Genomic DNA, 22,771 nt, shown 5'->3' on the forward strand with positions numbered 1-22,771 from the left:
GTCCCTTTCGTCCCATCCCCGGGGGCCGGCGGCCCCGCAGCCTACAGATGACCCCGCTTGCCCTGCTCGCGCTCGATGGCCTCGAACAGCGCCTGGAAGTTGCCCTTGCCGAAGCTGTCCGAGCCGCAGCGCTGGATGACCTCGAGGAAGAGGGTGGGGCGGTCCTGCAGCGGGCGGGTGAAGAGCTGCAGGAGGTAGCCCTTCTCGTCGCGGTCGATGAGGATCTTCAGGTCGCGGACCTGGTCGCGGTCCTCCTCGATGTCGCCGACGCGGTCCCAGACCGTCTCGTAGTAGGTGTCGGGCACGTCGAGGAACTCGGCGCCGTTGTCGCGCAGGGTGGCGATGGTCTCCAGGATGTTCTCGGTCTTCAGCGCGATGTGCTGGACGCCCGCGGTCATGTTGAAGTCGATGTACTCCTGGATCTGGCTGCGCTTCTTGCCGGCGGCGGGCTCGTTGATGGGGAACTTGATGTTGCGGTCGTGGTCGGCCATGACCTTGGAGCGCAGCGCGGTGAAGTCGGTGCAGATGTCCTTGTCGTCGTAGCTGACGAACTGGGAGAAGTCGAAGACCTGCTCGTAGAAGTCGCACCAGTGCTGCATGCGGCGATGCTCGACGTTGCCGACCACGTGGTCGACGCAGTGGATGCCGACGTTGCTGCCGGGCACGGTGTCCAGCGCGAAGCCGGGCAGGAAGCCAGCGTAATCGCCGCGCTCGATGAAGCTGTGGATGGTGTCGCCGTAGGTGCGGATGGAGGCGCGGCGGACCGCGCCGTCGGCGGCCTCGACGTCGTGGGGCTCGACCACCGGGGTGGCCCCGCGCGCCACCGCCGCGGCGAACGCCCGCCGCACGTCGGGCACCTCGAAGGCCAGGTCGCGCACGCCGTCGCCGTGGCAGTTGAGCCAGACGTTCATGGGGCTCAGGTGGGTGAGCGGCGAGGTCAGGACCAGGAAGATGTCGCCCTGCTTGAGGCAGTAGCTGGCGCGGTCGTGGACCCCGGTCTCGGGGCCCTGGTACGCCACCTGGTCGAAGCCGAAGCACTTGCGGTAGAAGTAGGCGGCCTGCTTGGCGTTGCCCACCCAGAGCTCGATATGGTGGATGCGCAGCAGCTCGACGGCGGCATCGGGGGCGGCGGTGGTCTCGGGCATGGCGGGAATACCTCCAAGAGGGCTGGAATCGGGGTGGCCGGACAATCGACCTTCAATTGGACACAACTAGTCGTGTTGACAGGTGTTGTCAACGCACCCCTTTTCCGGCTCCGGGCGGCCTGCTAAGGTGCAACCCGGCCGATCCCGGCACGTATGCCGCGGATCGCCCCGCATTCGGCCGAAGGAAGCCCGCTTGTCCCGCCACTACCTGCGTCAGCTGGTCGGTCTGGAACCCGGCGAGGGCGTGCCCGCCTTCCTGGCCGGGCTCATGTTCTTCTGCCTGATGACCGCGTATTTCATCATCAAGCCGCTGCGCGACGAGATGGGCATCGCCGGCGGCGTGGAGAACCTGCCGCACCTGTACCTCTTCACGCTGGGCACCATGCTGGTGCTGGCGCCGCTCTTCGGCTGGGTCAGCCGCGGCCGCAGCCGCGAACGTTTCCTGCCGCTGGTCTACCGCTTCTTCAGCGTCAACCTGCTGGGCTTCTTCTTCGCGCTCACCTTCGCCCCGGCGGCCGACCCCTGGCTGGGCCGCGTCTTCTACATCTGGGTGAGCGTCTTCAACCTCTTCAGCCTCTCGCTGTTCTGGGGCTTCATGGCCGACGGGCTCGGTTACCGGCGCGGCCGGCGCATCTTCGGCGTGGTCGCCGTGGGCGGCACCGCCGGCGCCATCCTCGGCGCCGGGCTCACCGACCTGCTGGTCCACTCGCTGGGCCGGATCCCGCTGCTCTTGATCTCGCTGGCGTTCCTCGAGGTGGCCGTCCGGCTGGTGGGCCCGCTCTCGCGCCGCTTCACCGAGCTCGACCGCGGCGACCGCCTGCCCGCCACGGGCATCCCCTCGCGCAGCTCGATCCTGGCCGGCATCCAGCTCGTGGCGCGCTCGCCGTACCTGCTGGCGTTCTGCGCGTTCCTGGTGCTCTACAGCCTCAGCTCCACCTTCCTCTACCTCGCCCAGGTCAACATCGTGGCCACCGCCGAGAACGGTCGGCTGGCCCGGGCACAGCTCCTGGCGCGCATCGAGGTCTGGGTGCAGACCGCCACGCTCCTGACCCAGCTCACCCTGACCGGCCGCGTCATGCGCCGCACCGGCAGCGGTCCCGTGCTGGCGAGCCTGCCGCTGGTCACGGCCGCCGGGTTCGCCATCCTGGGACTGCACCCGGGCCTGGTGGTGCTGGTGGCGGTCCAGGTGCTGCGGCGGACGCTGAACTACGCGCTGGTCAAGCCCGCCCGCGAGAGCCTCTTCACCCCGCTGGCGCCCGATGCCCAGTACCGCGCCAAGAGCTTCATCGACACCTTCGTGTATCGCGGAGGTGACGCGCTGGGCGCCACGTTTTACGATATCTTGACAGGCCTGGGATTGGGCCTGTCCGGGATCGCCTTCGTCGCGGTTCCCGTGTGCCTGGTCTGGTCGCTGGTCGCGGTCCACCTGGGCCGGCGCCAACGCGCCCTGGCCGAGCCCGGTGCCGTGACCACCGACCCCGCCGTGGAGACCCTCGCCGCGCCGGCCGCCGCGTCCTACATCAGGAGAACGCCATGACCCTCGACCGCCGACAGTTCCTCAAGACCACCGCCGCCGCCGGCGCCGCCCTCGGCCTGGGCCTGCCCCTGATCGGCTGCAGCCGCGAGGCGCAGAGCGGCAGCAGCGGCTACCGCGCCGAGCGCGCCGACAAACCCTTGAATCTGCTGATCCTCGGCGGCACCGCGTTCCTGGGCCCCGCCTGCGTGGAGGCCGCCCTGGCGCGCGGCCACAACCTGACCCTCTTCAACCGCGGCAAGACCAACCCCCACCTCTTCTCCGAGCTGGAGAAGCTGCGCGGCGACCGCAACGACGACCTGGCCGCCCTGGAAGGCCGCCAGTGGGACGCCGTCATCGACACCTCGGGCTACGTGCCCCGGCACGTGACCATGTCGGCCGAGCTGCTCGCCCCCCACATCGACCACTACGTGTTCGTCTCCACCATCTCGGTCTACAAGGACTACAGCGTGGTCGGCATGGACGAGACCGCGCCGGTGGGCACCCTCGACGACCCCACCACCGAGCAGGTGGACGGCGCCACCTACGGTCCGTTGAAGGCGCTCTGCGAGCAGGCCGCCGAGGCCGCCCTGCCCGGCCGTGTGACCAACATCCGGCCGGGGCTGATCGTCGGCCCGCGCGACCGCAGCGACCGCTTCACCTACTGGCCGGTGCGCGTGGGCCGCGGCGGCGAGGTGCTGGCGCCGGGCACGCCCGGGGATCTGGTCCAGTTCATCGACGTCCGCGACCTGGCCGAGTTCATCGTCCACGCCCTGGAGCAGAAGCTCGCCGGGGTCTTCAACTGCGATTCGCCCGCGGGCGCCCTGACCATGGGCAAGCTCCTGGACGCCTGCCACGAGGTCACCGGCAGCGACGCCGAGTTCACCTGGTGCGACGCCGAGTTCCTGGCCGCCCAGGAGGTGGCCCCGTGGAGCGACATGCCCTGCTGGGTCCCTGCCGAGGGCGAATATCTGGGCTGGGGCCAGGTGAGTTCCGCCAGGGCCCGCGCCGCCGGCCTGGGCCAGCGTCCGGTGACCGATACCGCGCGCGACACCCTGCTCTGGTGGAACGAGCAACCCGACGAGCGGCGCGAGCACATGCGCGCCGGCCTCGCCCCCGACCGCGAGGCCGCGGTCCTGCGCGCCTGGCATGACCGCACCTGACCGCGCCAACGGTTCCGACCCGCAGCCGCCCCGATATCGACGGTCAAGTCGGTGGGGCGGCTGCCGATATCAGGGGCAGGAAACACCACCCTCGCCCTCGTACCCCGTCGGAGGCCGGCTCCCATGCGCGACAAACGCAACCACACGCGACGCAATAGCCCCCACCGGATCAACGTGCTCTCGGCCGCCAACGACAAGGTGCTGGGGCGCCTGGTGAACATCACCGCCGGCGGCCTGATGTTCCTGTCGAACCAGGAATACCCCGTGGGCACCGTCCTCAACCTGCGACTGCCGCTGCCGACCATGGCCAACGGCAAGACCGCCATCGAGGTCCAGGGCGAGACCCTGTGGTGCGCGCAGGACACGAACCCCCAGTTCCATCGGGTCGGTATCCAGTTCGCCAACCTGGGCGCCGAAGAGGGTTACATCATCGAAACGGTGCTGCAGCGCCTTCACCTCGTGGGCTGACCCCCGCGATCGTCCCAAGGGATGGATCCCATGAACGACAAGGACGGAATCCTGCTCGAATCGGGCACCAACGAGGTCGAGATGCTCGAGTTCGAGCTGGGGGGCCAGGGCTTCGGCGTGAACGTCCTGAAGGTCCAGGCCATCGAGCAGTACGACCCCGACAAGGTCACCGAGATCCAGCTGGCCCACCCCGCCGTGATCGGCACCTACACCTTCCGCGACGGCGTGATCAGCCTCATCGACCTGGGCCACGATCTCGACACGCGCGAGACCGCGGACCAGGGTCTGTCGGCCGACAGTGCCGCCGCCGTGGAGCAGGTCCTGGCCGCCATGCCTACCGGCGACGAGCCGGACGTGGCCGAGGAGGCCGAACGCCTGGCCGAGGAGGACATCGAGACCCGCATCCTGCTGGTGCTCGAGTTCAACGAGAACACCACCGGCTTCCTGGTCGACGGCGTCAACCGCATCCACCGCGTGAGCTGGGACGCCATCAGCCCCCTGAGCCCCTACCTCTCGTCGCTGAGCAGCAAGTTCACCGGCTCGCTGAACATCGAGGGCCGCGAGATCCTGGTGGTGGACATGGAGCGGATCGTGGCCGAGATCCTGCCGGCCGCCGCCCGAGCCTTCTCGGTGGCCGACATCGACGACGACGAGCTGGCCGCCCGCCGCGCCGCGGTTCCCGTGCTCCTGGCCGAGGACTCGGGCACCATCCGCGACGTGGTCACCAGCGAGCTGCAGCGCGGCGGCTACACCCAGCTGCGCTCGTTCGACAACGGCGCCACCTGCTTCGAGCACCTGCAGGCGCTCATCGCCCAGGCCCGCGCCGAGGACCGCCCCATCAGCGACTACGTGGGCGTGCTCATCACCGACATCGAGATGCCGAGCATGGACGGCATGACCCTCTGCCGCCGCGCCAAGACCGACCTGGGCGCCAAGGACCTGCCGGTGATCCTGTTCTCGTCGCTGATCAACGAGCAGATCGCGCGGAAGTGCGACTCGGTGGGCGCGGATGGCTACATCAGCAAGCCGCGGTTCAGCGAGCTGGTGAGCCTGATCGATCGGCATGCGTTGCGCTGAGAGCGGTCTCTGAGCAAGAAAAACGGGGCGCCGGCGGCGCCCCGTTTTTCCATCCTGATTCACGCTGATGCGATCACCCGCCGTGATACAGCCGATCGATGATGTCCTTGTAGTGCTCCATGATCACCTTCCGCTTGATCTTCAGGGTCGGGGTGATCTCGCCGCGGGTCAGGCTGAAAGGCCGCTCGAGCAGGTGGAACTTCTTGATGCGCTCGAAGCTGGCCAGGCCGATGGACTGGCGCTGGATGCGGTCGCGGATGAAGTCCACCACGTGGTGGTCGCGGAGCAGCTCGGCGCGGTCGGCGAACTTGATGCGCTGGTCGCGGGCCCAGCCCTCGAGCGCCTCGAAGCTGGGCATGATCAGGGCGCTCACGTAGCGGCGGCCGTCGCCCACCACGGCGATCTGCTCGATGTAGTGGTCCTTGCCCACCTGCATCTCGATGTTGGCCGGGGCGATGTTCTTGCCGCCGCTGGTGACGATGAGGTCCTTGATGCGGTCGGTGACGCGGACGAAGCCGGCCGCGTCCACCTCGCCGACGTCGCCGGTCCGGAGCCAGCCGTCGTCGGTGAACATGGCCGCGGTCTCCTCGGGGCGGTTCCAGTAGCCCTTCATGACGTTGGGTCCGCGGACCTGGATCTCGCCCTCCTCGCCGATGCGCACCTCGCAGTCCTTGACCGGGCGGCCCACCGTGCCGAACGCCAGACCGCTGCGGCTGTTGCAGGTGATCATGGGCGAGGTCTCGGTCAGGCCGTAGCCTTGGCAGACGAGCAGGCCCGCGGCGAAGAACGTCTCCTCGATCTCGCGGGCCAGCGCCGCGCCGCCGGCGGCGAAGAAGTTCTTGGGGCCGCCCACCACGCTGCGGATGCGGCGCAGGACCAGGAGGTCGGCCACGCGGTAGCGGAGGTGGAGCCAGGGCGAGACCCAGCGCTCGTCGACGCGGCGCTGGTGGTAGGCGCGGCCGGTGCGCAGCGCCCACTCGAAGAGGCGCCGGCGCGTGGGGCTGCCGCGCTCGACGCGGTCGAACATGGTGGCGTGGATCTTCTCGTACAGGCGCGGCACGCCGGTCATGGCGGTGGGCTTGACCTCGGCCATGGCGGCGATGATCTGCTTGGGATCCTGCAGGTAGCAGTTGGTGGCGCCCTGGTGGAAGACGTAGAAGGTCCAGGTGCGCTCGAAGGCGTGGCTCAGCGGCAGGAAGCAGAGCGAGCGGTCGCTGGGGCCCACGGTGAAGCGGTCGTTCACGCCGCGGAACTGGTGGAAGACGTTGGCGTGGCTGAGCATCACGCCCTTGGGGTCGCCGGTGGTGCCGCTGGTGTAGATGATGGTGAAGACGTCGTCGGGGCGGATGGCCGCCTGGCGCGCGGCGATCTCGCCGGCGTGGTCCAGGCCCTCGGCGGCGGCGGCCCACTCGGCGAAGCTGTCGTAGCCGGCGGCCGGGTCGCAGGCCTCGTCGTCGAAGATCAGGATCTTGCGCAGCCCGGGCAGCTCGTCGCGCACCTCGCGCAGCGCCTCCAGTTCCTGCTCGCCGCCCACGAAGAGCACCTCCACCTGGGCGTCGCGCACGATGTGGGCGACCTGGGGGCCGGTGAGCGTGGGATAGAGCGGGACCACGATGCCCTGGGCGCGCTGGATGCCGAAGTCGGCGATGGACCAGGCGGGGCGGTTCCAGGACATGATGCCGACCCGGTCGCCGGGCGCGACGCCCAGCTCGACCAGGCCCATGGCCACCGCGTCCACCGAGTTGTCCATGGCCGCGTAGGAAATGTCGCGCCAGCTACCGGACGAGCGGAAGCGCAGGGCAGCGTGATTGCCCAGCTCCCTGGCCCGGGTGGCGAGCATGGCAGGCAGGTTCTCGTGCATGGATCCCTTTCGCGGGTTGGTGGGCACGCTCCCAATATAGAGCGGCGCCACGTTGATTCCCACCCCGTATCCTCGTTCCGGCCGCACGCCGCTCGTACAGAAAATCAACGGTATTGATACCAGGTATTTGTCCTCTCTTTACCTTGAGGACCGAACTTGACCGGTGTCGGCTGGGCTTCCTGGAGTCCCCGGCCGCCCCGTGCACGACATCCTGCCAGGGCTGGGGACTCCACGCTCACCATCGCAGGGAACGATGGCGCTGCTGGGTGGCTGATCAGGCGCATCCTGTTCCGCGCAGCACTGGCCGCCGCCAGCCTACCGGGACGGCCGCAGGAGCTGGCGGCCCGGCCTCATTTCACCAGCGCCACCCGCTCCACCAGCCGTCCCCGCCCGTCGGCCACCGCCACGAGGTAGACGCCGGCCGCCACCGTGGCGCCGCCGTCGTCGCGACCGTCCCAGCGCAGGGTGTGCGTACCCGCCGGCCGCGCGCCCCGGGCCAGGGTCCGCACGTGCCGGCCGGCCAGGTCGTAGACCGCCACCGTGATCGAAGCCGACGCCTCGAGGCGGAAGACCACGCTGGTGCCAGGGTTGGCCGGGTTGGGCCACACGCGCAGATCGCGAGCGAGGCCAGCCGGCGGCGGGACCGCCGAGACGGCGCCGTTGGGCTGGCCCGGGGTCGGCGTGGTGAAGGTGGTCCAGGTGTCGTGCCCGTCCTCGAGCCGGCCCTCGCTGATGTCGGTGAGCTGGGGGCCGAAGACGTGGGCGTCGAGCTGCTCGTAGCCGCCGCCGGGCAGCGGCCGGAAGAGGCCCAGCTCCTCGCCGTCGGCGGAGAGCTTGAAGGTGGCGTGCAGCGGGCCGTCGGCGGGGTCGTCGTCGCACCAGACGAGCAGGTGCCCGCCGGCCTCGATCACCGTGCCCGCGGGCAGGTGCCACTTGCCGGGGAGCGTGAGGTCGTCGGTGAGGCCGTAGCCGCCCAGGTCCACCGGCTCGTCGGCGGGGTTGTAGAGTTCCACCCAGTCCTCGAAGGCGCCGGTCTCGTCGGCGTTGGTGGTGTCGTTGCTCGCCAGGAACTCGTTGAGCACCACCGTGGGCGGAGGGCCGGGCACGCCCACGGTCCAGGGGTGCGTCTTCTCGGTGCCGTCGCCGAGCACGTGGGTGAGGCGATACCAGGCGGCGTCGACCGGCGCCGTGGCGTCGGTGGCCGTGTAGGTGGTGGGCTCGTTCGTGTCGCCGGCGGCGGCGATGCCCTCGAGGACGACCTCGTACGGCCCTTCGCTGGCGTCCGCGCGGGCGATGGTCCAGCTCGCGGTGTCGATCTCCTGCTCGGTGCGCCAGGCCAGGGCCACGCCGCCCTCGCTGCGCGTGGCCGACCACTCGGTCAGCTCCACTGGCAGCATGCGCGCGGCGAGGAACGCCGCGCACTGCGCATCGACCACGCCGTCGCGCTGGCCCAGGATCCAGCGGATCTGCCCGTGCCGATACTCGAAGTCGTGGGTCTCGGGCCACGACCAGCGATCCATGTGCGCGTCGGCCTCGGACATCTGCGCCGCCACCACGGCGTCGAGACGGTCGCGCATGGCGGCGCCCGCCAGCTCGCCCGCGCGGATCTCCTGCCAACGGTCGCGCAGCGTGCGCCGCAGCACTGGGTTGGCCATGGCCTTGGCGAAGAGTGTGAACATGCTGGTGACGCTGCTGCCCCACTCCTGGAAGTAGTCCGGCGGGCGGTTGGCGGCGAACTCCTCGGCGGTGCTCGAGGCGAAGAAGGTGAAGAAGTCGTGGACGCGGTTGTTGTGCCGCAGCACCAGGTCCTCGTCCCACATCACGAACCGCCAGACCCCGCCCTCGGGCCGCAGGAGGACCAGGTTGCGGGCACCGCCGTTGTCGGCCGAGGCCAGGGTGATGTTCACCAGCTGCCAGTCGAGCCACGAGGACACGTCGAGGTTGGCCTCGATCAGCTCGACGAACGCGTGGTCCTCGGGATCCTCCCAAGCCATCGCATCCGCCAGGAAGGCGAGCCAGTCGGCGTCGGAGCCCTGCTCGACCTGGCCGTCCTTGATCATGTCGTAATCGCCGGTGAGTCCCACGGTCAGCTCGGCCCACTTGTCCTCCAGCCGCTCGCGCAGGTGGTAGAGGCCCCAGTACTCGTTGTTGAGGTAGCCGACCACGGGCCGCCAGCGGCTCACCTCGTGCCCCAGCGCCGCGAACAGCTCGCAGGCCAGCGGATCGCAGAAGAACTGATCGGGGGCGTCGGCCGAGCGGAGGATCAGCCGCGCGAAGGGCTCGTCCGGTTCGCCGAAGAAGGAGCCGACGACGGTCTCCGGGATGCCGTGGTGGTCGAAGTAGAAGCGCAGCGGCTTCTGGGCGTAGGCGCGGCTGCTCTCGCCGTGGATGCGCAGGCCGATGACCCGGTCGTGGACGAGCTGATTGGCGGGGTCGTAATAGGCGAAGTTGGCCGTGCGCTCCCAGAGATCGCCGCGCTGGTTCCAGTTCGGGGGGAAGGACTCGCCGTAGCAGTAGATGCCCGTGACCGGATCCCAGAGCGCGGCCGGCTCGCAGGTCACGTTCACCAGCGGCAACTCGTGCGCCGCCGGATCGGGTGGATCGGGGATCGGGCTGACCGTGATCTCGTGCGTGATCCCGTCGCCGTCGAGGAAGGTGAAGAGCACGGGCTCGATGTCCGACCAGTCGAAGAAGGTGGTGAACGTGTGCTCGTCCACCCGCCGCACGCCCGGCTGGGGATAGGCCAGGTCGAGAGTGGCTTCCCCCACGAAATCCACCGACAGGCCACCCTCGAAGAAGGAGGCGGGCGGCCAGTCGTCGCCTTCCCAGACCTGGCGGTAGCCCCGCACGACCGTGAGGTCGCCGGCGGCGGCGCCGACGGCCAGCAACAGCAGGCCGAGGGTCAAGATCCTGTGCGTCATGTCGTACCCCTGGTTGTGTGGATCCCCGACAATTATAGCACAAGATGATGGTCTGGGGATGTCAGCGTTGTGCGTGGAGGCCCTCGAGGAAGCTCCGGATCCGCCCGGGGTCGAGGGCGCCGCGCCAGTGGCCGCCGGCCTTGAGCGCCGACCCCACGATGACCGCGTCGGCCGCGAGATAGCGGGCCAGGTTCTCGCCGGTGATTCCCGAGCCCACCACCACGGGCAGGTCGCAGGCGCCACGCACCTCGGCCAGGTCGGCCGGATCGGTGGCCGCGCCGGTTGCCGCGCCGGAGATCACCAGCGCGTCCGCCCCGCAGAACGCGGCGGCGCGGGCGGTCTCGGCCAGCGAGACGTCGGCCGTGGCGGCGTGGGCGGCGTGCTTCTTCTTGATGTCGGCCAGGATCGTCACGTGGTCGGCCCCGATCTGGCGGCGGTACCGCAGGAGCGGGCCGGCGCAGGCGTCGAGCCACCCCTCGTCGGCCACGTGGCCGAACACGAACCCCTCGACCCGCACGAACTGCAGCCCCGCCGCCAGCGCCACCGCCACCGCCTCCCGGTTGGCGCCGGCCAGGATCTGGACCCCCACCGGCCCGGCCACGATCTCGCTCACCAGCGCCGCCACCGCGGTCATGGCCGCGGTGATCTCCGGCCCCACCTGCCCGCGCAGGTATGGCACGTCGTGCATGTTCTCGAGCAGGACCGCGTCGATCCCCAGGTCGGCGTAGATCTCGGCCTCGTCGGTGACCCGCGCCACGATATCGGCCATGGGAAGCTCGTGGCCGGGCGTGCCGGGAAGCGCCGGGACGTGGATCATGCCGATGGCGGCGGGGGTGGCGATGTCGGGCAGGAAGGGCAGCGGCATGGTCGGCTCCGGGGTTGGGGTTCGGCGGGATTATGGCATATGGCGGGGTGGGGGTCACCTGGATGGTGAGCGGGGGGCCGGGATGTCTGGGAATGGGCTGTTGGTCGTGCCACCTGGGGGTGGGTGGTTAGACTGCGAGTATTAACCCCCGGGGGTTCTGGATAGCCTGCGAGCAGAACCCCCCGGGGATAATGGCTGGACAGCGATCCGTGCCCCCACGGATCCCAGAAGAAACACCGCTGGCTAGATGCCGGCATACACGAGCTTGCCCTGCACCGTCTCGTCGAACTGCGGGACGGTGATGGTCACGTCGGCCACCAGTTGCTTGCCGCCGGCGGCCAGATGCAGGCGACGTTCCACGTTCATGCGGCCGCCCCTGGTCTCCAGGACCAGGGTTTTGCCGTCCCAGCAGGCCACCTCGGTGGTCCCGCCGCCGCGGCCCTCCACGACCACCGGCTGACCGTCCGGGGTCCAGACCCGGGTCTGGTCCGTGCCGTCCATGATCTCGATCTGGTCGCCGTTGACGGTGATCAGGAGCTGGCGCATGGCCGTGGCCAGGTCGCGGGTGCCGGTGCGGCCGGGAGCCTCGGCTCCGGCCTCTTCGCTCGGCGGACCGCCCCGGCCGCCGCCAGGCCCACCCATACCGCCACCACGACCGCCCATGCCGCCGCCAGGCCCACCCATGCCGCCGCCACGACCGCCGCCTCCGCTGCCCCGCTTCTGGGCCATCTGCTCCCGGATCTCGTCCATGAGCTGGTCCATCTGGGCCTGCAGATCGTCGCTGGCGTTCTCGTCCAGGTTCCAGACGCCGGTCAGGTCGACGGGCATCTCGATCGCGGCCGTCTCGGCCGTGGTCGTCTCGGCGCCGGACAGGCCCGTCAGGACCAGGCAGGCGGCCAGGATGAGGAGGTTATGCTGCACGCGATCCATGACACGCCTTTCGTTCCGGGAATGAGGTGGGGTCCTGGACATGAACGCGCGTTGCGTCGAGATCCTGCGGCGCAGAAATGACGACCCCGACCGAGGTGGCCGGGGTCGTCGGGGTTGATCGTCGGGTCGCCGGGTCAGTCGGCGTGCACAGTCTCGGGGCTGGCCGTGGCGGCGGAATCGGCCGCCGCGCGGGCCATCTCCTCCTCGTTCCAGGCCTGGGCCAGGGCGAGGAGGTCGTCCAGGTCCCTGGCCTTCCGGAAGAGGTCCAGCGCCTCGTGCAGCTGGGTGTCCTCCTCGATGGCCACCTGGAACGCGGCCTGGGCGCCGTAGAGCTTGCGCATGACCTCGCGGCGCACGCCCCAGCGGAGGAAGTCCTCGTTGGCCGTGAGCAGCGAGTCGCTGAGGGTCAGATCGAAGACGCCGAGGAACTCGTCGAGGTTCTCACGCTCGCCCAGGTAGCTCTTGAACTCGGCGAGCGAGGTGTTGTCCAGGGTCCAGTCGCGGGGCAGCTCCGGGTTCTGGTTGGCGTAGTCCACCGCGTAGGCGAACAGCGCCCCGTCGCGCTCGACGGCCGCCTCGAAATCGGTCAGCAGCGACTGCTCGATCTCGATGTCAGGGGTGACCCCGCCGCCGCCGTAGACCACGCGGCCGCTGTCGGTCCGGAACTGCTCCTTCTGGAAACGCGGGATCTCGCGATCCTCGGGCGCGGGCTCGAGCGGCTCGGCCAGGGCCTCGGCGTCGGCGTCGGGATTGTCGGCGTTGAGGTGGTGGCCCTCGGTGTCGCGATCCTTGTGGATGCTGCGGCCCGACGGGGTGTAGTAGCGCGCGGTGGTGAGCTTGAGCGCTTCCTCCTGGTTGAGGCGGAAGACCGTCTGCACCGACCCCTTGCCGAAGGTGGTCTTGCCCACCAGCAGCGCCGCGTCGTGGTCCTGCAGCGCGGCGGCCACGATCTCGCTGGCCGAGGCCGAGGAATGGTTGACCATGACGACCATGGGCACCTTCTCGTAGACCTGGCCGCGCCGCTCGGAATAGAAGCTCATGCTGTTGGCCTGCAGGCGGCCCTTGGTGTAGACGAGCAGCGTGCCGCGCTCGAGGAACAGCTCGCTCACGCGCTTGGCCGCCTCGAGCAGGCCGCCGGGATTCCAGCGCAGGTCGAGGATCAGGCCCTTCATGCCGGCGTCGTCGAGCTCGTCGAGCTTCTGGCTCAGCTCGTCGGCGGTGGTGCGCGAGAAGTTCTGGATCCGGATGTAGCCGATGTCACCCATCATGAAGGCGTAGGGCACGCTCTCCACCTTGATGATGTCGCGCGTGATGGTGAGCGGGATGGGCTTCTCGCTGCCCGGCCGCTTGAGCGTGATGTTCACCTTGGTGCCCTTGGGGCCGCGCAGCTTCTTGACCGCGTCCTGGCTCGAGAAGTCGAAGGTGCTCTCGCCCTCGATCTCGATGATCTGGTCGCCGCCCTGCACGCCCATGTAGTATGCCGGGGTGCCCTCGATGGGGGACATCACCGTGGGGTAATGGTCGCGCGGCTGGATGGTGATGCCCAGGCCGCCGAACTCGCCCTCGGTGGACATCATCAGGTCCTCGTAGTTGACCGGAGGCAGGAAGACCGAGTGCTCGTCGAGCTGCTCGAGCATGCCGTTGATCGCCGCCTCGGCGATGTCGCGGGGCTCCATCTCGTCCACGTAGTTGAGCATCACGCGGTCGAACACGTCCATCATCAGCTCGGCCGCCTCGAGCTGCTTCTCCCGTTTGGTCCGGGGATCGGCGGTCTGGCCGTCCTCGAGGGCGCCGGCCGCCACCCAGCCGCCGGCGGCCCCCAGGACCACCGCCAGGACCAGGGTGAAGATCAAGTGTCTCGGAAAACGCTGCATGCGTGCCGTCCTTCGTTGCAGAACGCCCTGCGCGGCGGACCGATCGGCGGCCCGCCGTGGGGGTTCAGAGGAATTTAAGCAAACCGTGTTCCAGACGCCCCAGATGAGCCAGGGCCTGCTCGAAGACGGTTGCCGGCGGCTGGGTCGCGTCCAGGGTCACCAGACGCGGCTGTCCCGAGGCCACCAGCGCCTGGTACCCCTCGTAGACCCGCTGGTGGAACTCCAGGTCCTCGCGGTCCAGGCGGTCGGTGTGCCGCTGCTTGAGCCGCGCGCGGCCCTCGGCCGGAGGCAGCAGGCACAGGAAGGTCAGATCGGGCGCCAGATCGCCCGTGGCGAAGGCGTTGAACCGTTCGACCAGCTTGTCGCCGAGTCCGCGGCCGAAGCCCTGGTAGGCCACCGACGCGTCGGCGTAGCGATCGCAGAGCACGATCATGCCGGCCTCCAGCGCCGGACCGATCTTCTCGCGCACCAGCTGGGCGCGGCTGGCCTCCATGAGCAGGAGCTCGGTCTCGGCGCACATCTCGCGCGACGCCAGGTCCAGCAGGATGCTACGGATGCGCTCGCCGATGTTGGTGCCTCCGGGCTCGCGCGTCACCAGCGGTTCGCAGCCCCGCTCCTGCAGGTGCGCCACCAGCGAGGCGATGAGCGTGGTCTTGCCGCTGCCCTCGGGGCCCTCGAAGGTGATGAGCAGGCCGCGGCGGCGGCGTTCGTTGGTGCTGGTCGTGGTCACGGACGCTCCTCGGGATCCCACTCGGTCTCGGTCTCGGCCGCGGGCGGGTCCTCCGGCTCGAGCTTGTCCGGTGGTTCGACCGCGGACGGCTCGGGCTCCGGTGCCGGCTCCGGTGCCGGCGCCGGCGGCACGGTCTCGCGCCGGGCCTCGGGGTCGGGCCCCGGCAGCTTGCCCGCCACGTGGGCGATGCGCTGGAAGGTGGTCACCAGGGTGAGGATGGCCAGGACCCAGAGCACGCCGTAGAGAATGATGGGGCCGAGCAACGCGCCGACACCCAGCAGGATCACCCGCTCGGTACGCTGCAGGACGCCCACGAAGCAGGTCTCGCCCAGACCTTCGGCGCGGGCGCGCACGTAGCTGGTGGCCAGCGAGCCGAACATGGTCACCAGGACCAGGATCACCCCGCGTTCCCAGTTTTCGCCCCCGCGGCCCATCCAGTAGATGGCGATGCCCGTGAGGTAGGCGGCCTCGCCGAAGCGGTCGAGGACCGAATCGAGGAAGGCGCCTCGCTGGCTGGCGGTGCCCTGAAGGCGAGCCAGGCCGCCGTCGAGCATGTCGAAGGCCGAGCCCAGCAGGAAGATCAGGGTACCCAGGAAGAGGTGCCCCTCGGCCACGAGCCAGGCGCCGACCAGGCTGATCACCAGGCCCACGATGGTCACCGCCAGCGGGCTGAAGCCCCAGCGGTCGAGGGTCAGGATCACCGGCCGCACCTTCTCGCGGGCCTCGTCTTTCCAGTTGCCAAGATCCATCGCTTTTCACTCCCCGCCGTCGGCTTCGCCTTTACCCCGCAGGAGCAGGACGAGTTCCCCTCGCAGGCGTTGGCCGGTCATCAGGTTCAGGAGCGCCGCCGCGTCGCCGCGGAGGGTCTCCTCGTGCAGTTTGGTGATCTCCCGGCAGATCGCCAGTTCACAGCCGGGGGCCACCTCGTTCAGGATCTCCAGGGTCGACCGGATCCGGTGCACGCTCTCGAGCAGGATCACCGTGCAGCGCAGCTCCAGCAACTCCTCCAGCCAGCGGGCCCGCGCACCCTTCTTGCGTGGCGGATACCCTGCGTACACGAAACGGTCGGGCTCGAAACCCGCCAGGACCAGCCCGGCCAGGGTGCTCGACGGTCCCGGCACCACGCTCCAGCCTAGACCCGCGGCGCGCAGCGCGCGCACCAGCGTGAAGCCCGGATCCGAGACGCAGGGCATGCCCGCGTCGGAGACCACCGCGACCGTCTCGCCGCCCTCCAGGCGCGCGACGATGCGTCCCACGGCCCGGTCCTTGTTGTGGTCGTGGTACGCCTCCAACTGCTTGGCCAGGCCGAAGTGCTGCAGCAGCCTCCGGGTCTGGCGCGTGTCCTCGGCATAGACCACGTCGCAGGCCTCGAGCACCGCCAGCGCGCGTAGGCTCACGTCACCCAGGTTGCCGATGGGCGTGGCCACGAGCCAGCAGGTGCCCGGGTCGAGCTCGACCGCGGGCAGCGGCACCGAGCGCTCGCTCATGTCTGGTCCGGGCTCGGGCGGCCGAAGCCGCAGACCGGCGGGGCCAGGCGCTTGAACGCCTGGGCGCGCATCCGGGCCGAGACGCGTTCGACCAGTGCGGGCGCGAAGCCCAGCGCGGCCAGCTGCCGCGGCTGGAGCCCCTCGTCCACCAGGTGGTGCAGGAGCCGGTCGGCCTCGGCGTAGCTGAAGCCCAGTTCGTCCTCGTCGGCCTGCCCCTCCCAGAGGTCGGCGCTGGGCCGCTTGGTCAGGACCTGGCGCGGCAGGCCGAGGTGGTCAGCCAGAAGACGGATTTCGGTCTTGTAAAGTTGCCCCACGGGATTGAGGCCGCAGGCTTCGTCGCCGTGCAGGGTGGTGTAGCCCAGGAGCCATTCGGTGCGGTTGCCGGTGCCCAGGACCAGCCGGCCGAGCTGCTGCGACGTGTCGAAGAGGGCGACCATGCGCGCGCGGGCCATGACGTTGCCGCGACGGATCGGGTCGGCGTCGGGGCGCTGGGCGAGGAAGGCGTCGACGAAGGGGGTGATCTCCAGCGTCTCCACGGGCATGCCCAGGTTCTCGGCCACCGCCAGGCCGTCGGCCAGGCTGTCGGGGTTGCTGGTCCTGTAGGGCAGGCACACGCCGTGGACCTTGGCGGGACCCAGGGCCTGGACGGCCAGCCCGGCGGCCACGGCCGAGTCGATGCCGCCGGAGAGGCCCACGACCACGCCGTCGAGGCCCGTGACGGCCACGGTCTCGGCGATGAACGAGGCGCATTGGTCGGCGGTCGCGGCGGGATCGAGGGCCCAGTCGGGCCGGTCGAGCGCGAGGTCGCTGGTCATGGGGATGCACTCCTTCGGTGGACGAGAGGTCCGAGAGGCAAGATATTCGCGCCTCCGTGAAAAGTCCCGCTCATTTTCCCAGGCGGACCACGAGTCCCCCGGCGACCTCGTAGTTCCACACGCCCCAACCGTTGAAGGAGATCCCGCCGCCGCCGCTGCCGAACCAGATCCCGGTTCCCGACGAGTAGATGGTGTTGAGCAGGCGAAACTGGGCGCGCAGCCCCACGCGCTCCTGTTCGCCGAAGAACGCCTTGAGGCCGGCCCCGATGGCGATGGAGAACTTGGTGGCCGAATCGATGGCGTACTCGGTGCCCTCGATGACGACCACGTCCGCGTCGGGGCTGTAGTGGGTGAGGCCCAGGGTGGCGCCGAGGTAGGGGATGATATTGCCGCGCGGCACGCCGCGCACTCCGCCCAGCTGCCAGTAGTCCACGCCCATGCTGGTGAGGTCGGTCTTGCCCACGCGGTCGAGCACCAGCTTGCTGCCCTGGTGGCCGTAGGAGACCTCGACCCAGGTCGCCCGGTCCACCGGGATGTCCAGGGCGAGGCCCCAGCTCTCGCCCGAATCCTGGCGCAGCGTGCCGAGGCTGGTGCCGATGCTCCCGCCCCACATCCAGCCGTAGTAGCCCGTCAGGTCGATGGCCTCGTCTCCCGGATGGCGCACGGCCACACCGGCTCGGCGCTGGGCGTTTGCGGCGGGGGCCGCCAGGATGAGGACCGTGGCCAGCAGCAGGCCGAGTACGCAGTGTTTCGACATGATGTCTCTCCTTGAATCGTCATGATGCGGTCGCTCTACGACCGTCGCCAGGCCTCGGGCAGGAACAGCACCAGCACCGTGTAGATCTCGAGACGGCCGGCGAGCATGAAGAACACGAGCAGCCACTTCTCCCAGGCCAGGAAATGCGCATAATTGCAGGCCGGCCCCACCGACCCCAGTCCGGGACCGATGTTGCCCAGCGTGGCCGCCGTGGCACCCACGGCCGTGACAATGTCGCGCCCTCCCAGCGTCAGCGCCACGATCCCGAACACGTAGACCAGCATGAACAGCAGGAAGAATCCCAGCACGTTGGTGGCCAGCCCCACCGGCACCGCACGACCGTTGTACCACAGGGTCTGCACCGCCCGCGGGTGCACCAGCTTCTTGAGCTCGAGCTTGCTCACCTTCATCAGCATCAATAGCCGCATGACCTTGATGCCGCCGCCGGTGGACCCGGCGCAGCCGCCCACGGCCATCAGCACCAGCAGCACGGCGTGCGCCACCGGCGGCCAGAGCAGGTAGTCGTGGGTGCCGAAGCCGGTGGTGGTCATGATGGACACCACCTGGAAGACGCCGTGGCGGATGGTCTCGTGAGCCGAGGGTAGGAGATTGACCGCGAAGAGCGGGATGATGACCAGCACCGAGGCGAGCAGGAGGACCGTGGCGTAGAACTTGAACTCGTCGTCGCGGGCGTAGGCCTTGAGCTTGCCGGTGAGCGCCAGGTAGTGGAGCGTGAAGTTGGTCCCGGCCAGGAACATGAACACGACGATGATCCACTCGACGGCCGGGTTGCCGTAGGCCCCCACGCTGGCGTTGCGCGTGGAGAAGCCGCCGGTGGCCATGGTGGCGAAGGCGTGGCAGACCGCGTCGAAGAGCGAGAGGCCGGCGATCATCAGGGCCGCGACCTCGAGCACGGTCAGGACCAGGTAGACGCCCCACAGCAGCTTGGCGGTCTGGCTGATGCGCGGGGTCAGGCGCTCGGCCACGGGCCCGGGCACCTCGGCACGGAAGAGCTGCATGCCGCCCACGCCGAGCAGCGGCAGGATGGCCAGGGCCAGCAGCACGATGCCCATGCCCCCCAGCCAGTGGCTCAACGCCCGCCAGAAGAGCACGCCGTGGCTGCGGCCCTCGATGTCGGTGAGGATGCTGGCGCCGGTGGTGGTGAAGCCGCTGATGGACTCGAAGGCCGCGTCGGTGAAGGCGGGGATCTGGCCCGAGAGCCAGGCGGGGACGCCGCCCAGCAGACCCACCGCGAGCCAGCCCAGGCTCACCACGGCGAAGCCCTCTCGCGCCCGGATCTCGCGGGCGTCGGTGCCCAGCAACCACATCCCGGCCCCGAGGGCCAGTCCGCCCGCCGTCGAGACGAGGAACGACCAGGCGTCGCCGTCGCGGTAGAGCGCCGAGATCGCCGCTGGCAGCAGCAGGCTGATCGCCGTCACCGACAGGAGGAACCCGAGAACCCGGATGACCGCTCTGATGTTCACGACGCCTTGGCTCCGCCGGAGAAGAACTGCTCCACGGCCTGCAGGCCGGTGGGCAGCGAGAAGACCAGGACCTCGTCACCGGGCTTGAGCACGGTCTGGCCGCCCGGCGTCTCCACGCCCGAGCGCTTGATCACCGCGCCGATCACCGCGTCGCTGGGGAAGTTGAGCTGGTGCAGCGGCACCCCCACCGCGGAGTGGTGCTTCTCGAGGCGGTACTGCAGGATCTCCGCCCCGGTGAAACCCAGCTGCTCGGCCGAGATCACCGCGCCGCGCTTGACGAAGCGGGCGATGGAGGTGGCGGTGGAGCGTCGGGGCGAGACCGCCGCGTCGATGCCCAGCTGCGGCAGCAGCTCGACGTAATCGGCCCGGTTCACCAGACAGACCGTGCGGGCCGCGCCGTGGCGGCGGGCCAGCAGGCAGCTCAAGACGTTGACCTCCTCGTCGCGGCCCACGGCCACGAAGCCGTCCATCTCGCCGATACCCTCGTCCTCCAGCGGCGCCGTGTCCACGGGGTCGATGTTCAGGACCAGGGCGTGGTGCAGCTGCTCGCTGGCGAGACGGCAGCGCTCGGGGTCGGGGTCCACCAGCTTGACCTTGACCTTGGCGGCCAGCAGATCGCGCGCCAGCTCGAGGCCCATGGCGTTGGCGCCCACGATCATCACCCTCTGCAGCGGCTCCTGCTGCGCGTGCACGTAGTAGAGCGAGCGGTCGACCAGGCGGCGCGTGCCGGTGAAGTAGATGGTGTCGTCTGGCTGCAGGACTGTGTCGCCCTTGGGGATCAGGGTCTCGTCGTCGCGGATCACGGCGGCCACCAGCGCGATGGAGCCGCTGAGCTCCTGGTTGATCTGGCGCAGGCTCTTGCCGGCGACGTAGCTGTCGGGCTCCACGGTGGAGGCTACCACGCGCACGCGGCCGCCGGCGAAGCGGTAGGCCTCGCGGGCGCCGGCGCGGAAGAGGATCTCGCGGATGGCGTGGGCGGCTTCGTGGTCGGGGTTGATGGCCAGGTCGATGCCCTCGAAGACGGTGCGGCCGCTCTGGTAGTACTCCTCGCTGCGCACGCGGACCACCTTGACCTTGGCGCCGAGGCGGTGCGCGGTGAGGCCGGCCAAAAGGTTGATCTCGTCGAGGTTGGTCACGGCGGCGAAGAGGTCGCAATCCTTCATGCCGATCGATTCGAGGTTGGCCGGGCTGACCCCGCTGCCCTGCACGAAGTGGCAGTCGAGGGTCTCCTGAGCCTTGGCCAGCACGTCGCCGTTGCGTTCGACCAGCACCACGTCGTGGTCGGAGGCGCTGAGGTTCCGGGCGAGGTCGTAGCCCACCGCCCCGGCCCCGATGATCACGATCTTCAAGCGTCGTCTCCCGTGTACGCGTTCAGGGCCGCGAGGACCCGGGTCATGGCCGCGTCGTCGACGTGCAGGTTGGGGATCAGGCGGATCCGGCCCGGTCCCAGGCTCAGGGCGTGGATGTCCGCGGCGGCCAGGTGGGCGAGGAGGCCGGGCGCGTTGCCGGGCGCGTCCACGTCGACCATGACGATGTTGGTGTCCACGGGATGATCGACATGGAGCAGCGGATTGTCCAGCTCGGCGGCGATGCGCCGGGCGTGGGCATGGTCCTCGGCCAGGCGCGCGAGCTGGTGGTCGAGGGCGAACAGGCAGGCCGCCGCCAGCAGTCCCGACTGGCGCATGCCGCCACCCAGACGCTTGCGCAGGCGGCGGGCCCGGTCGACAGCCGCGCGGTCGCCGGCCAGGCACGAGCCCACCGGGGCGCCCAGCGCCTTGCTGAAGCAGACCGACACCGTGTGCGCCGGCGCGCAGAGTTCGTCCAGGGCGAGTCCGCTGGCGATGTGGGCGTTCCAGAGGCGGGCGCCGTCGAGGTGCACCCGCAGCCCGTGCGCCCGGGCCTCGCGACCGATCTCCACCACCAGGTCCTGCGGCAGGATCCGGCCGCCGGCCTTGTTGTGGGTGTTTTCCAGGCAGATCAGCGCCGGCTCGGGGTAGTGGACGTCGCCTGGCGGCAGCGCCGCCGCGATCCGGTCCCAGGTCAGGGCGCCACCCTGGCCCGCTACCAGGGTGGTGTGCACGCCCCAGAGCGCGCCCGGGGCCCCGCCCTCGAACTGGTAGATGTGCGCGTCCGCCTCCAGGATCACCTGCTGGCCCGGCCGGGTCTGGGCGCCCACGGCGCACTGGTTGGCCATGGTCCCGCTGGGGACGTAGACCGCATCCTCCTTGCCCAGCAGCGACGCCACCCTGGCCTGCAGCGCCAGCACGGTGGGATCGTCGCCGAGGACGTCGTCGCCCACGGGGGCGGCGATCATGGCCTGGTACATGGCGGCGGAGGGTCGGGTGACGGTGTCGCTGCGCAGATCGATCACAGGAGGGGTCCTTTGGCTTGGCGGACAAGAAGAAACCGGCGTGACGAGCCTCGCAGCCGTCGCACCGGACATATTGCCCCCTTGGGCCCGGTCCCTCCGCCGGGCCCGGACAGGCGTCTAGAAAGCGGCGTGGTCGCTGGCCACCCTGTCCTTGAGCATCTTGGAAACCTTGAATACGGGGACGCGCCGCGACGGCACGGGCACCGCATCGCCGGTACGCGGATTCCGGGCCATGCGCTCCTTGCGCTCCTTCACCTTGAAGGTCCCGAAGCCGCGGATTTCCAGATGCTGTCCGTCCACCAGGAGGTCGCCGATCTTCTTCAGAAAGAGATCCACGGTCTCGCCGACTTCCTTCTTGGTCAGCCCCGTCCGTTGGGCGATGTCCTCCACGATATCGGCCTTGGTCATCCGGCTACCCTCCTTCGATGAGGTCGGGGTCCGCCCTCGCAGGCGATGGTCTCGGACATTCATCCTCAACCATAACCACAACTGAGTCAAGGGCTTTGTGGCATCGGTCCGCAGATGTCAGGATCGATTCAGTCGTTGTTGCCTCCTGACGGGCAAGTTGCATGACCGCGAGTGTCGGGGCATGGCAGGACACAACGTGGCGCGTCTGTTCGCACGAGGGATCATGCTGCCTCGTGGTTTCTCTGGAAGACTTCAACTTCAAGAACAACAAGGAATTACCAGACACGGCCAGACTCGATCGGGACGTGGCACCCGCTTTGCAGCCAGGGGAGCGGAGCTGGCCGGAGGAGCCTTGAAGCTCAAAGCAACCGTGCCACTGCAACCCGAGTTGTTCCTCCGGCCGCTCCCTCGAACACGAGCCATCAGGCACACAGCGATATCTGCTAAGGAGGACCAACTCATGGCCAGCAAGAAGCTCATCCTCACACTCGTCTGCCTGACTGCCCTGAGCATGCTCACCGTGGGCTGCGGCAGCGACGACGACAACAGCCCCGCCGCCCCCGTCGTGGACACGGCCCCGCCGGCCCTGCCCAGCGGGCTGGATGTCGACTACGCCGCGATCCAGCGCCAGGCCACCGTCAGCTGGGATTCGAACGTGACGGACAGCGACTTCGCCGGCTTCCTGGTCTCGCGCGGCAGCTACGACTACGAACCCGAAGCCCTGGTCGCCGACCCCCAGACCGCCACCACCTACGTGGACAACGACCTCGTGGGCGTCGGCCGTCAGGTGACCTACTACATCTACGCGGTCGACACCAACGACAACGTCAGCGCGGCCTCCACCATCACGGTGAACCTGCCTGTGGACGAGGTCGAGCCGCCGCAGATGAATCTGTACTGAT

At 69.4% G+C, this 22,771-nt stretch carries 20 protein-coding genes; 5 read left to right on the forward strand and 15 right to left on the reverse strand.

From position 1 onward, the window contains the following. Positions 1–41: 41 nt before the first annotated feature. Positions 42–1,145, reverse strand: coding sequence for a 4-hydroxyphenylpyruvate dioxygenase (gene hppD / locus IFSED24_RS10590; protein WP_491331435.1), 1,104 nt, complete (start codon positions 1,143–1,145; stop codon positions 42–44). Positions 1,146–1,338: 193 nt separating this feature from the next. Between hppD and IFSED24_RS10595 the strand changes: the two genes are divergently transcribed. The 4 genes from IFSED24_RS10595 to IFSED24_RS10610 all read left to right on the forward strand — a co-directional run bounded on the left by IFSED24_RS10595 (position 1,339) and on the right by IFSED24_RS10610 (position 5,366). After that, positions 1,339–2,682, forward strand: a complete 1,344-nt coding sequence (locus IFSED24_RS10595; RefSeq protein WP_491331436.1) for an NTP/NDP exchange transporter — start codon at positions 1,339–1,341, stop codon at positions 2,680–2,682. Beyond that, entirely contained in the window at positions 2,679–3,821 is a 1,143-nt protein-coding gene (locus IFSED24_RS10600; protein ID WP_491331437.1) for an SDR family oxidoreductase, read from the forward strand. Before IFSED24_RS10595 ends, IFSED24_RS10600 begins: the two co-directional genes overlap by 4 nt. Positions 3,822–3,944: 123 nt before the next feature. After that, positions 3,945–4,289 carry a PilZ domain-containing protein gene (locus IFSED24_RS10605; protein WP_491331438.1) on the forward strand — a complete coding sequence of 115 codons (345 nt, stop codon included), beginning with the start codon at positions 3,945–3,947 and terminating at the stop codon, positions 4,287–4,289. A gap of 30 nt (positions 4,290–4,319) precedes the next feature. Further along, on the forward strand, positions 4,320–5,366 hold the full coding sequence (locus IFSED24_RS10610; protein ID WP_491331439.1) for a chemotaxis protein CheV: 1,047 nt from the start codon (positions 4,320–4,322) through the stop codon (positions 5,364–5,366). A gap of 73 nt (positions 5,367–5,439) precedes the next feature. On the opposite strand, the gene IFSED24_RS10615 is transcribed toward IFSED24_RS10610, so the two are convergent. The 14 genes from IFSED24_RS10615 to IFSED24_RS10680 all read right to left on the reverse strand — a co-directional run bounded on the left by IFSED24_RS10615 (position 5,440) and on the right by IFSED24_RS10680 (position 21,869). Beyond that, entirely contained in the window at positions 5,440–7,227 is a 1,788-nt protein-coding gene (locus IFSED24_RS10615; RefSeq protein ID WP_491331440.1) for an AMP-dependent synthetase/ligase, read from the reverse strand. Between the two features lie 350 nt (positions 7,228–7,577). Beyond that, positions 7,578–10,148 (reverse strand): CotH kinase family protein, encoded by a 2,571-nt coding sequence (locus tag IFSED24_RS10620; RefSeq protein WP_491331441.1) that lies wholly within the window; start codon positions 10,146–10,148, stop codon positions 7,578–7,580. Positions 10,149–10,209: 61 nt separating this feature from the next. Beyond that, positions 10,210–11,013 (reverse strand): BtpA/SgcQ family protein, encoded by an 804-nt coding sequence (locus IFSED24_RS10625; RefSeq protein WP_491331442.1) that lies wholly within the window; start codon positions 11,011–11,013, stop codon positions 10,210–10,212. Between the two features lie 243 nt (positions 11,014–11,256). Beyond that, positions 11,257–11,943, reverse strand: a complete 687-nt coding sequence (locus IFSED24_RS10630; RefSeq protein ID WP_491331443.1) for a hypothetical protein — start codon at positions 11,941–11,943, stop codon at positions 11,257–11,259. A gap of 134 nt (positions 11,944–12,077) precedes the next feature. Further along, a complete protein-coding gene (locus IFSED24_RS10635; RefSeq protein WP_491331444.1) occupies positions 12,078–13,817 on the reverse strand; it encodes a S41 family peptidase in 1,740 nt (579 codons plus the stop codon). A 64-nt stretch (positions 13,818–13,881) separates the two neighbouring features. After that, positions 13,882–14,547 (reverse strand): dTMP kinase, encoded by a 666-nt coding sequence (gene tmk / locus IFSED24_RS10640; RefSeq protein WP_491331445.1) that lies wholly within the window; start codon positions 14,545–14,547, stop codon positions 13,882–13,884. Then, a complete protein-coding gene (locus IFSED24_RS10645) occupies positions 14,544–15,296 on the reverse strand; it encodes a CDP-alcohol phosphatidyltransferase family protein (protein WP_491331446.1) in 753 nt (250 codons plus the stop codon). Before IFSED24_RS10645 ends, tmk begins: the two co-directional genes overlap by 4 nt. 6 nt (positions 15,297–15,302) lie before the next feature. Then, on the reverse strand, positions 15,303–16,034 hold the full coding sequence (gene rsmI, locus IFSED24_RS10650) for a 16S rRNA (cytidine(1402)-2'-O)-methyltransferase (protein WP_491331447.1): 732 nt from the start codon (positions 16,032–16,034) through the stop codon (positions 15,303–15,305). Continuing rightward, positions 16,031–16,849 carry an NAD+ synthase gene (locus tag IFSED24_RS10655; RefSeq protein WP_491331448.1) on the reverse strand — a complete coding sequence of 273 codons (819 nt, stop codon included), beginning with the start codon at positions 16,847–16,849 and terminating at the stop codon, positions 16,031–16,033. The genes rsmI and IFSED24_RS10655 overlap by 4 nt, the downstream gene beginning before the upstream one ends. Positions 16,850–16,919: 70 nt before the next feature. Continuing rightward, positions 16,920–17,606 carry a hypothetical protein gene (locus IFSED24_RS10660; protein WP_491331449.1) on the reverse strand — a complete coding sequence of 229 codons (687 nt, stop codon included), beginning with the start codon at positions 17,604–17,606 and terminating at the stop codon, positions 16,920–16,922. A gap of 35 nt (positions 17,607–17,641) precedes the next feature. Continuing rightward, positions 17,642–19,090 carry a TrkH family potassium uptake protein gene (locus tag IFSED24_RS10665; RefSeq protein ID WP_491331450.1) on the reverse strand — a complete coding sequence of 483 codons (1,449 nt, stop codon included), beginning with the start codon at positions 19,088–19,090 and terminating at the stop codon, positions 17,642–17,644. Continuing rightward, complete coding sequence (gene trkA / locus IFSED24_RS10670; protein ID WP_491335048.1) at positions 19,087–20,430, reverse strand: Trk system potassium transporter TrkA; 1,344 nt, start codon at positions 20,428–20,430, stop codon at positions 19,087–19,089. The genes IFSED24_RS10665 and trkA overlap by 4 nt, the downstream gene beginning before the upstream one ends. A 5-nt stretch (positions 20,431–20,435) precedes the next feature. After that, positions 20,436–21,461, reverse strand: coding sequence for a threonine aldolase family protein (locus IFSED24_RS10675; RefSeq protein ID WP_491331451.1), 1,026 nt, complete (start codon positions 21,459–21,461; stop codon positions 20,436–20,438). Between the two features lie 117 nt (positions 21,462–21,578). Next, positions 21,579–21,869, reverse strand: a complete 291-nt coding sequence (locus IFSED24_RS10680) for an HU family DNA-binding protein (protein ID WP_491331452.1) — start codon at positions 21,867–21,869, stop codon at positions 21,579–21,581. 460 nt (positions 21,870–22,329) lie between these two features. Here IFSED24_RS10680 and IFSED24_RS10685 point away from each other — a divergent pair, with 460 nt between their 5' ends. Continuing rightward, a complete protein-coding gene (locus IFSED24_RS10685) occupies positions 22,330–22,770 on the forward strand; it encodes a hypothetical protein (protein ID WP_491331453.1) in 441 nt (146 codons plus the stop codon). The last annotated feature ends 1 nt before the right edge of the window (position 22,771 follow it).

This window comes from Candidatus Latescibacter sp. IFSED24, assembly GCF_058273205.1.

Excerpts from the sequence above, each read along its gene's own strand:
- IFSED24_RS10625 (WP_491331442.1), bottom strand. The coding sequence starts at position 11,013 with ATGCCGCTGCCCTTCCTGCCCGACATCGCCACCCCCGCCGCCATCGGC.
- IFSED24_RS10655 (WP_491331448.1), bottom strand. The coding sequence starts at position 16,849 with ATGACCAGCGACCTCGCGCTCGACCGGCCCGACTGGGCCCTCGATCCC.
- IFSED24_RS10605 (WP_491331438.1), top strand. The coding sequence starts at position 3,945 with ATGCGCGACAAACGCAACCACACGCGACGCAATAGCCCCCACCGGATC.
- IFSED24_RS10680 (WP_491331452.1), bottom strand. The coding sequence starts at position 21,869 with ATGACCAAGGCCGATATCGTGGAGGACATCGCCCAACGGACGGGGCTG.
- IFSED24_RS10685 (WP_491331453.1), top strand. The coding sequence starts at position 22,330 with ATGGCCAGCAAGAAGCTCATCCTCACACTCGTCTGCCTGACTGCCCTG.
- IFSED24_RS10645 (WP_491331446.1), bottom strand. The coding sequence starts at position 15,296 with ATGGATCTTGGCAACTGGAAAGACGAGGCCCGCGAGAAGGTGCGGCCG.
- IFSED24_RS10630 (WP_491331443.1), bottom strand. The coding sequence starts at position 11,943 with ATGGATCGCGTGCAGCATAACCTCCTCATCCTGGCCGCCTGCCTGGTC.
- IFSED24_RS10600 (WP_491331437.1), top strand. The coding sequence starts at position 2,679 with ATGACCCTCGACCGCCGACAGTTCCTCAAGACCACCGCCGCCGCCGGC.
- IFSED24_RS10615 (WP_491331440.1), bottom strand. The coding sequence starts at position 7,227 with ATGCACGAGAACCTGCCTGCCATGCTCGCCACCCGGGCCAGGGAGCTG.
- hppD (WP_491331435.1), bottom strand. The coding sequence starts at position 1,145 with ATGCCCGAGACCACCGCCGCCCCCGATGCCGCCGTCGAGCTGCTGCGC.
- rsmI (WP_491331447.1), bottom strand. The coding sequence starts at position 16,034 with ATGAGCGAGCGCTCGGTGCCGCTGCCCGCGGTCGAGCTCGACCCGGGC.
- IFSED24_RS10660 (WP_491331449.1), bottom strand. The coding sequence starts at position 17,606 with ATGTCGAAACACTGCGTACTCGGCCTGCTGCTGGCCACGGTCCTCATC.
- IFSED24_RS10610 (WP_491331439.1), top strand. The coding sequence starts at position 4,320 with ATGAACGACAAGGACGGAATCCTGCTCGAATCGGGCACCAACGAGGTC.
- IFSED24_RS10635 (WP_491331444.1), bottom strand. The coding sequence starts at position 13,817 with ATGCAGCGTTTTCCGAGACACTTGATCTTCACCCTGGTCCTGGCGGTG.
- IFSED24_RS10620 (WP_491331441.1), bottom strand. The coding sequence starts at position 10,148 with ATGACGCACAGGATCTTGACCCTCGGCCTGCTGTTGCTGGCCGTCGGC.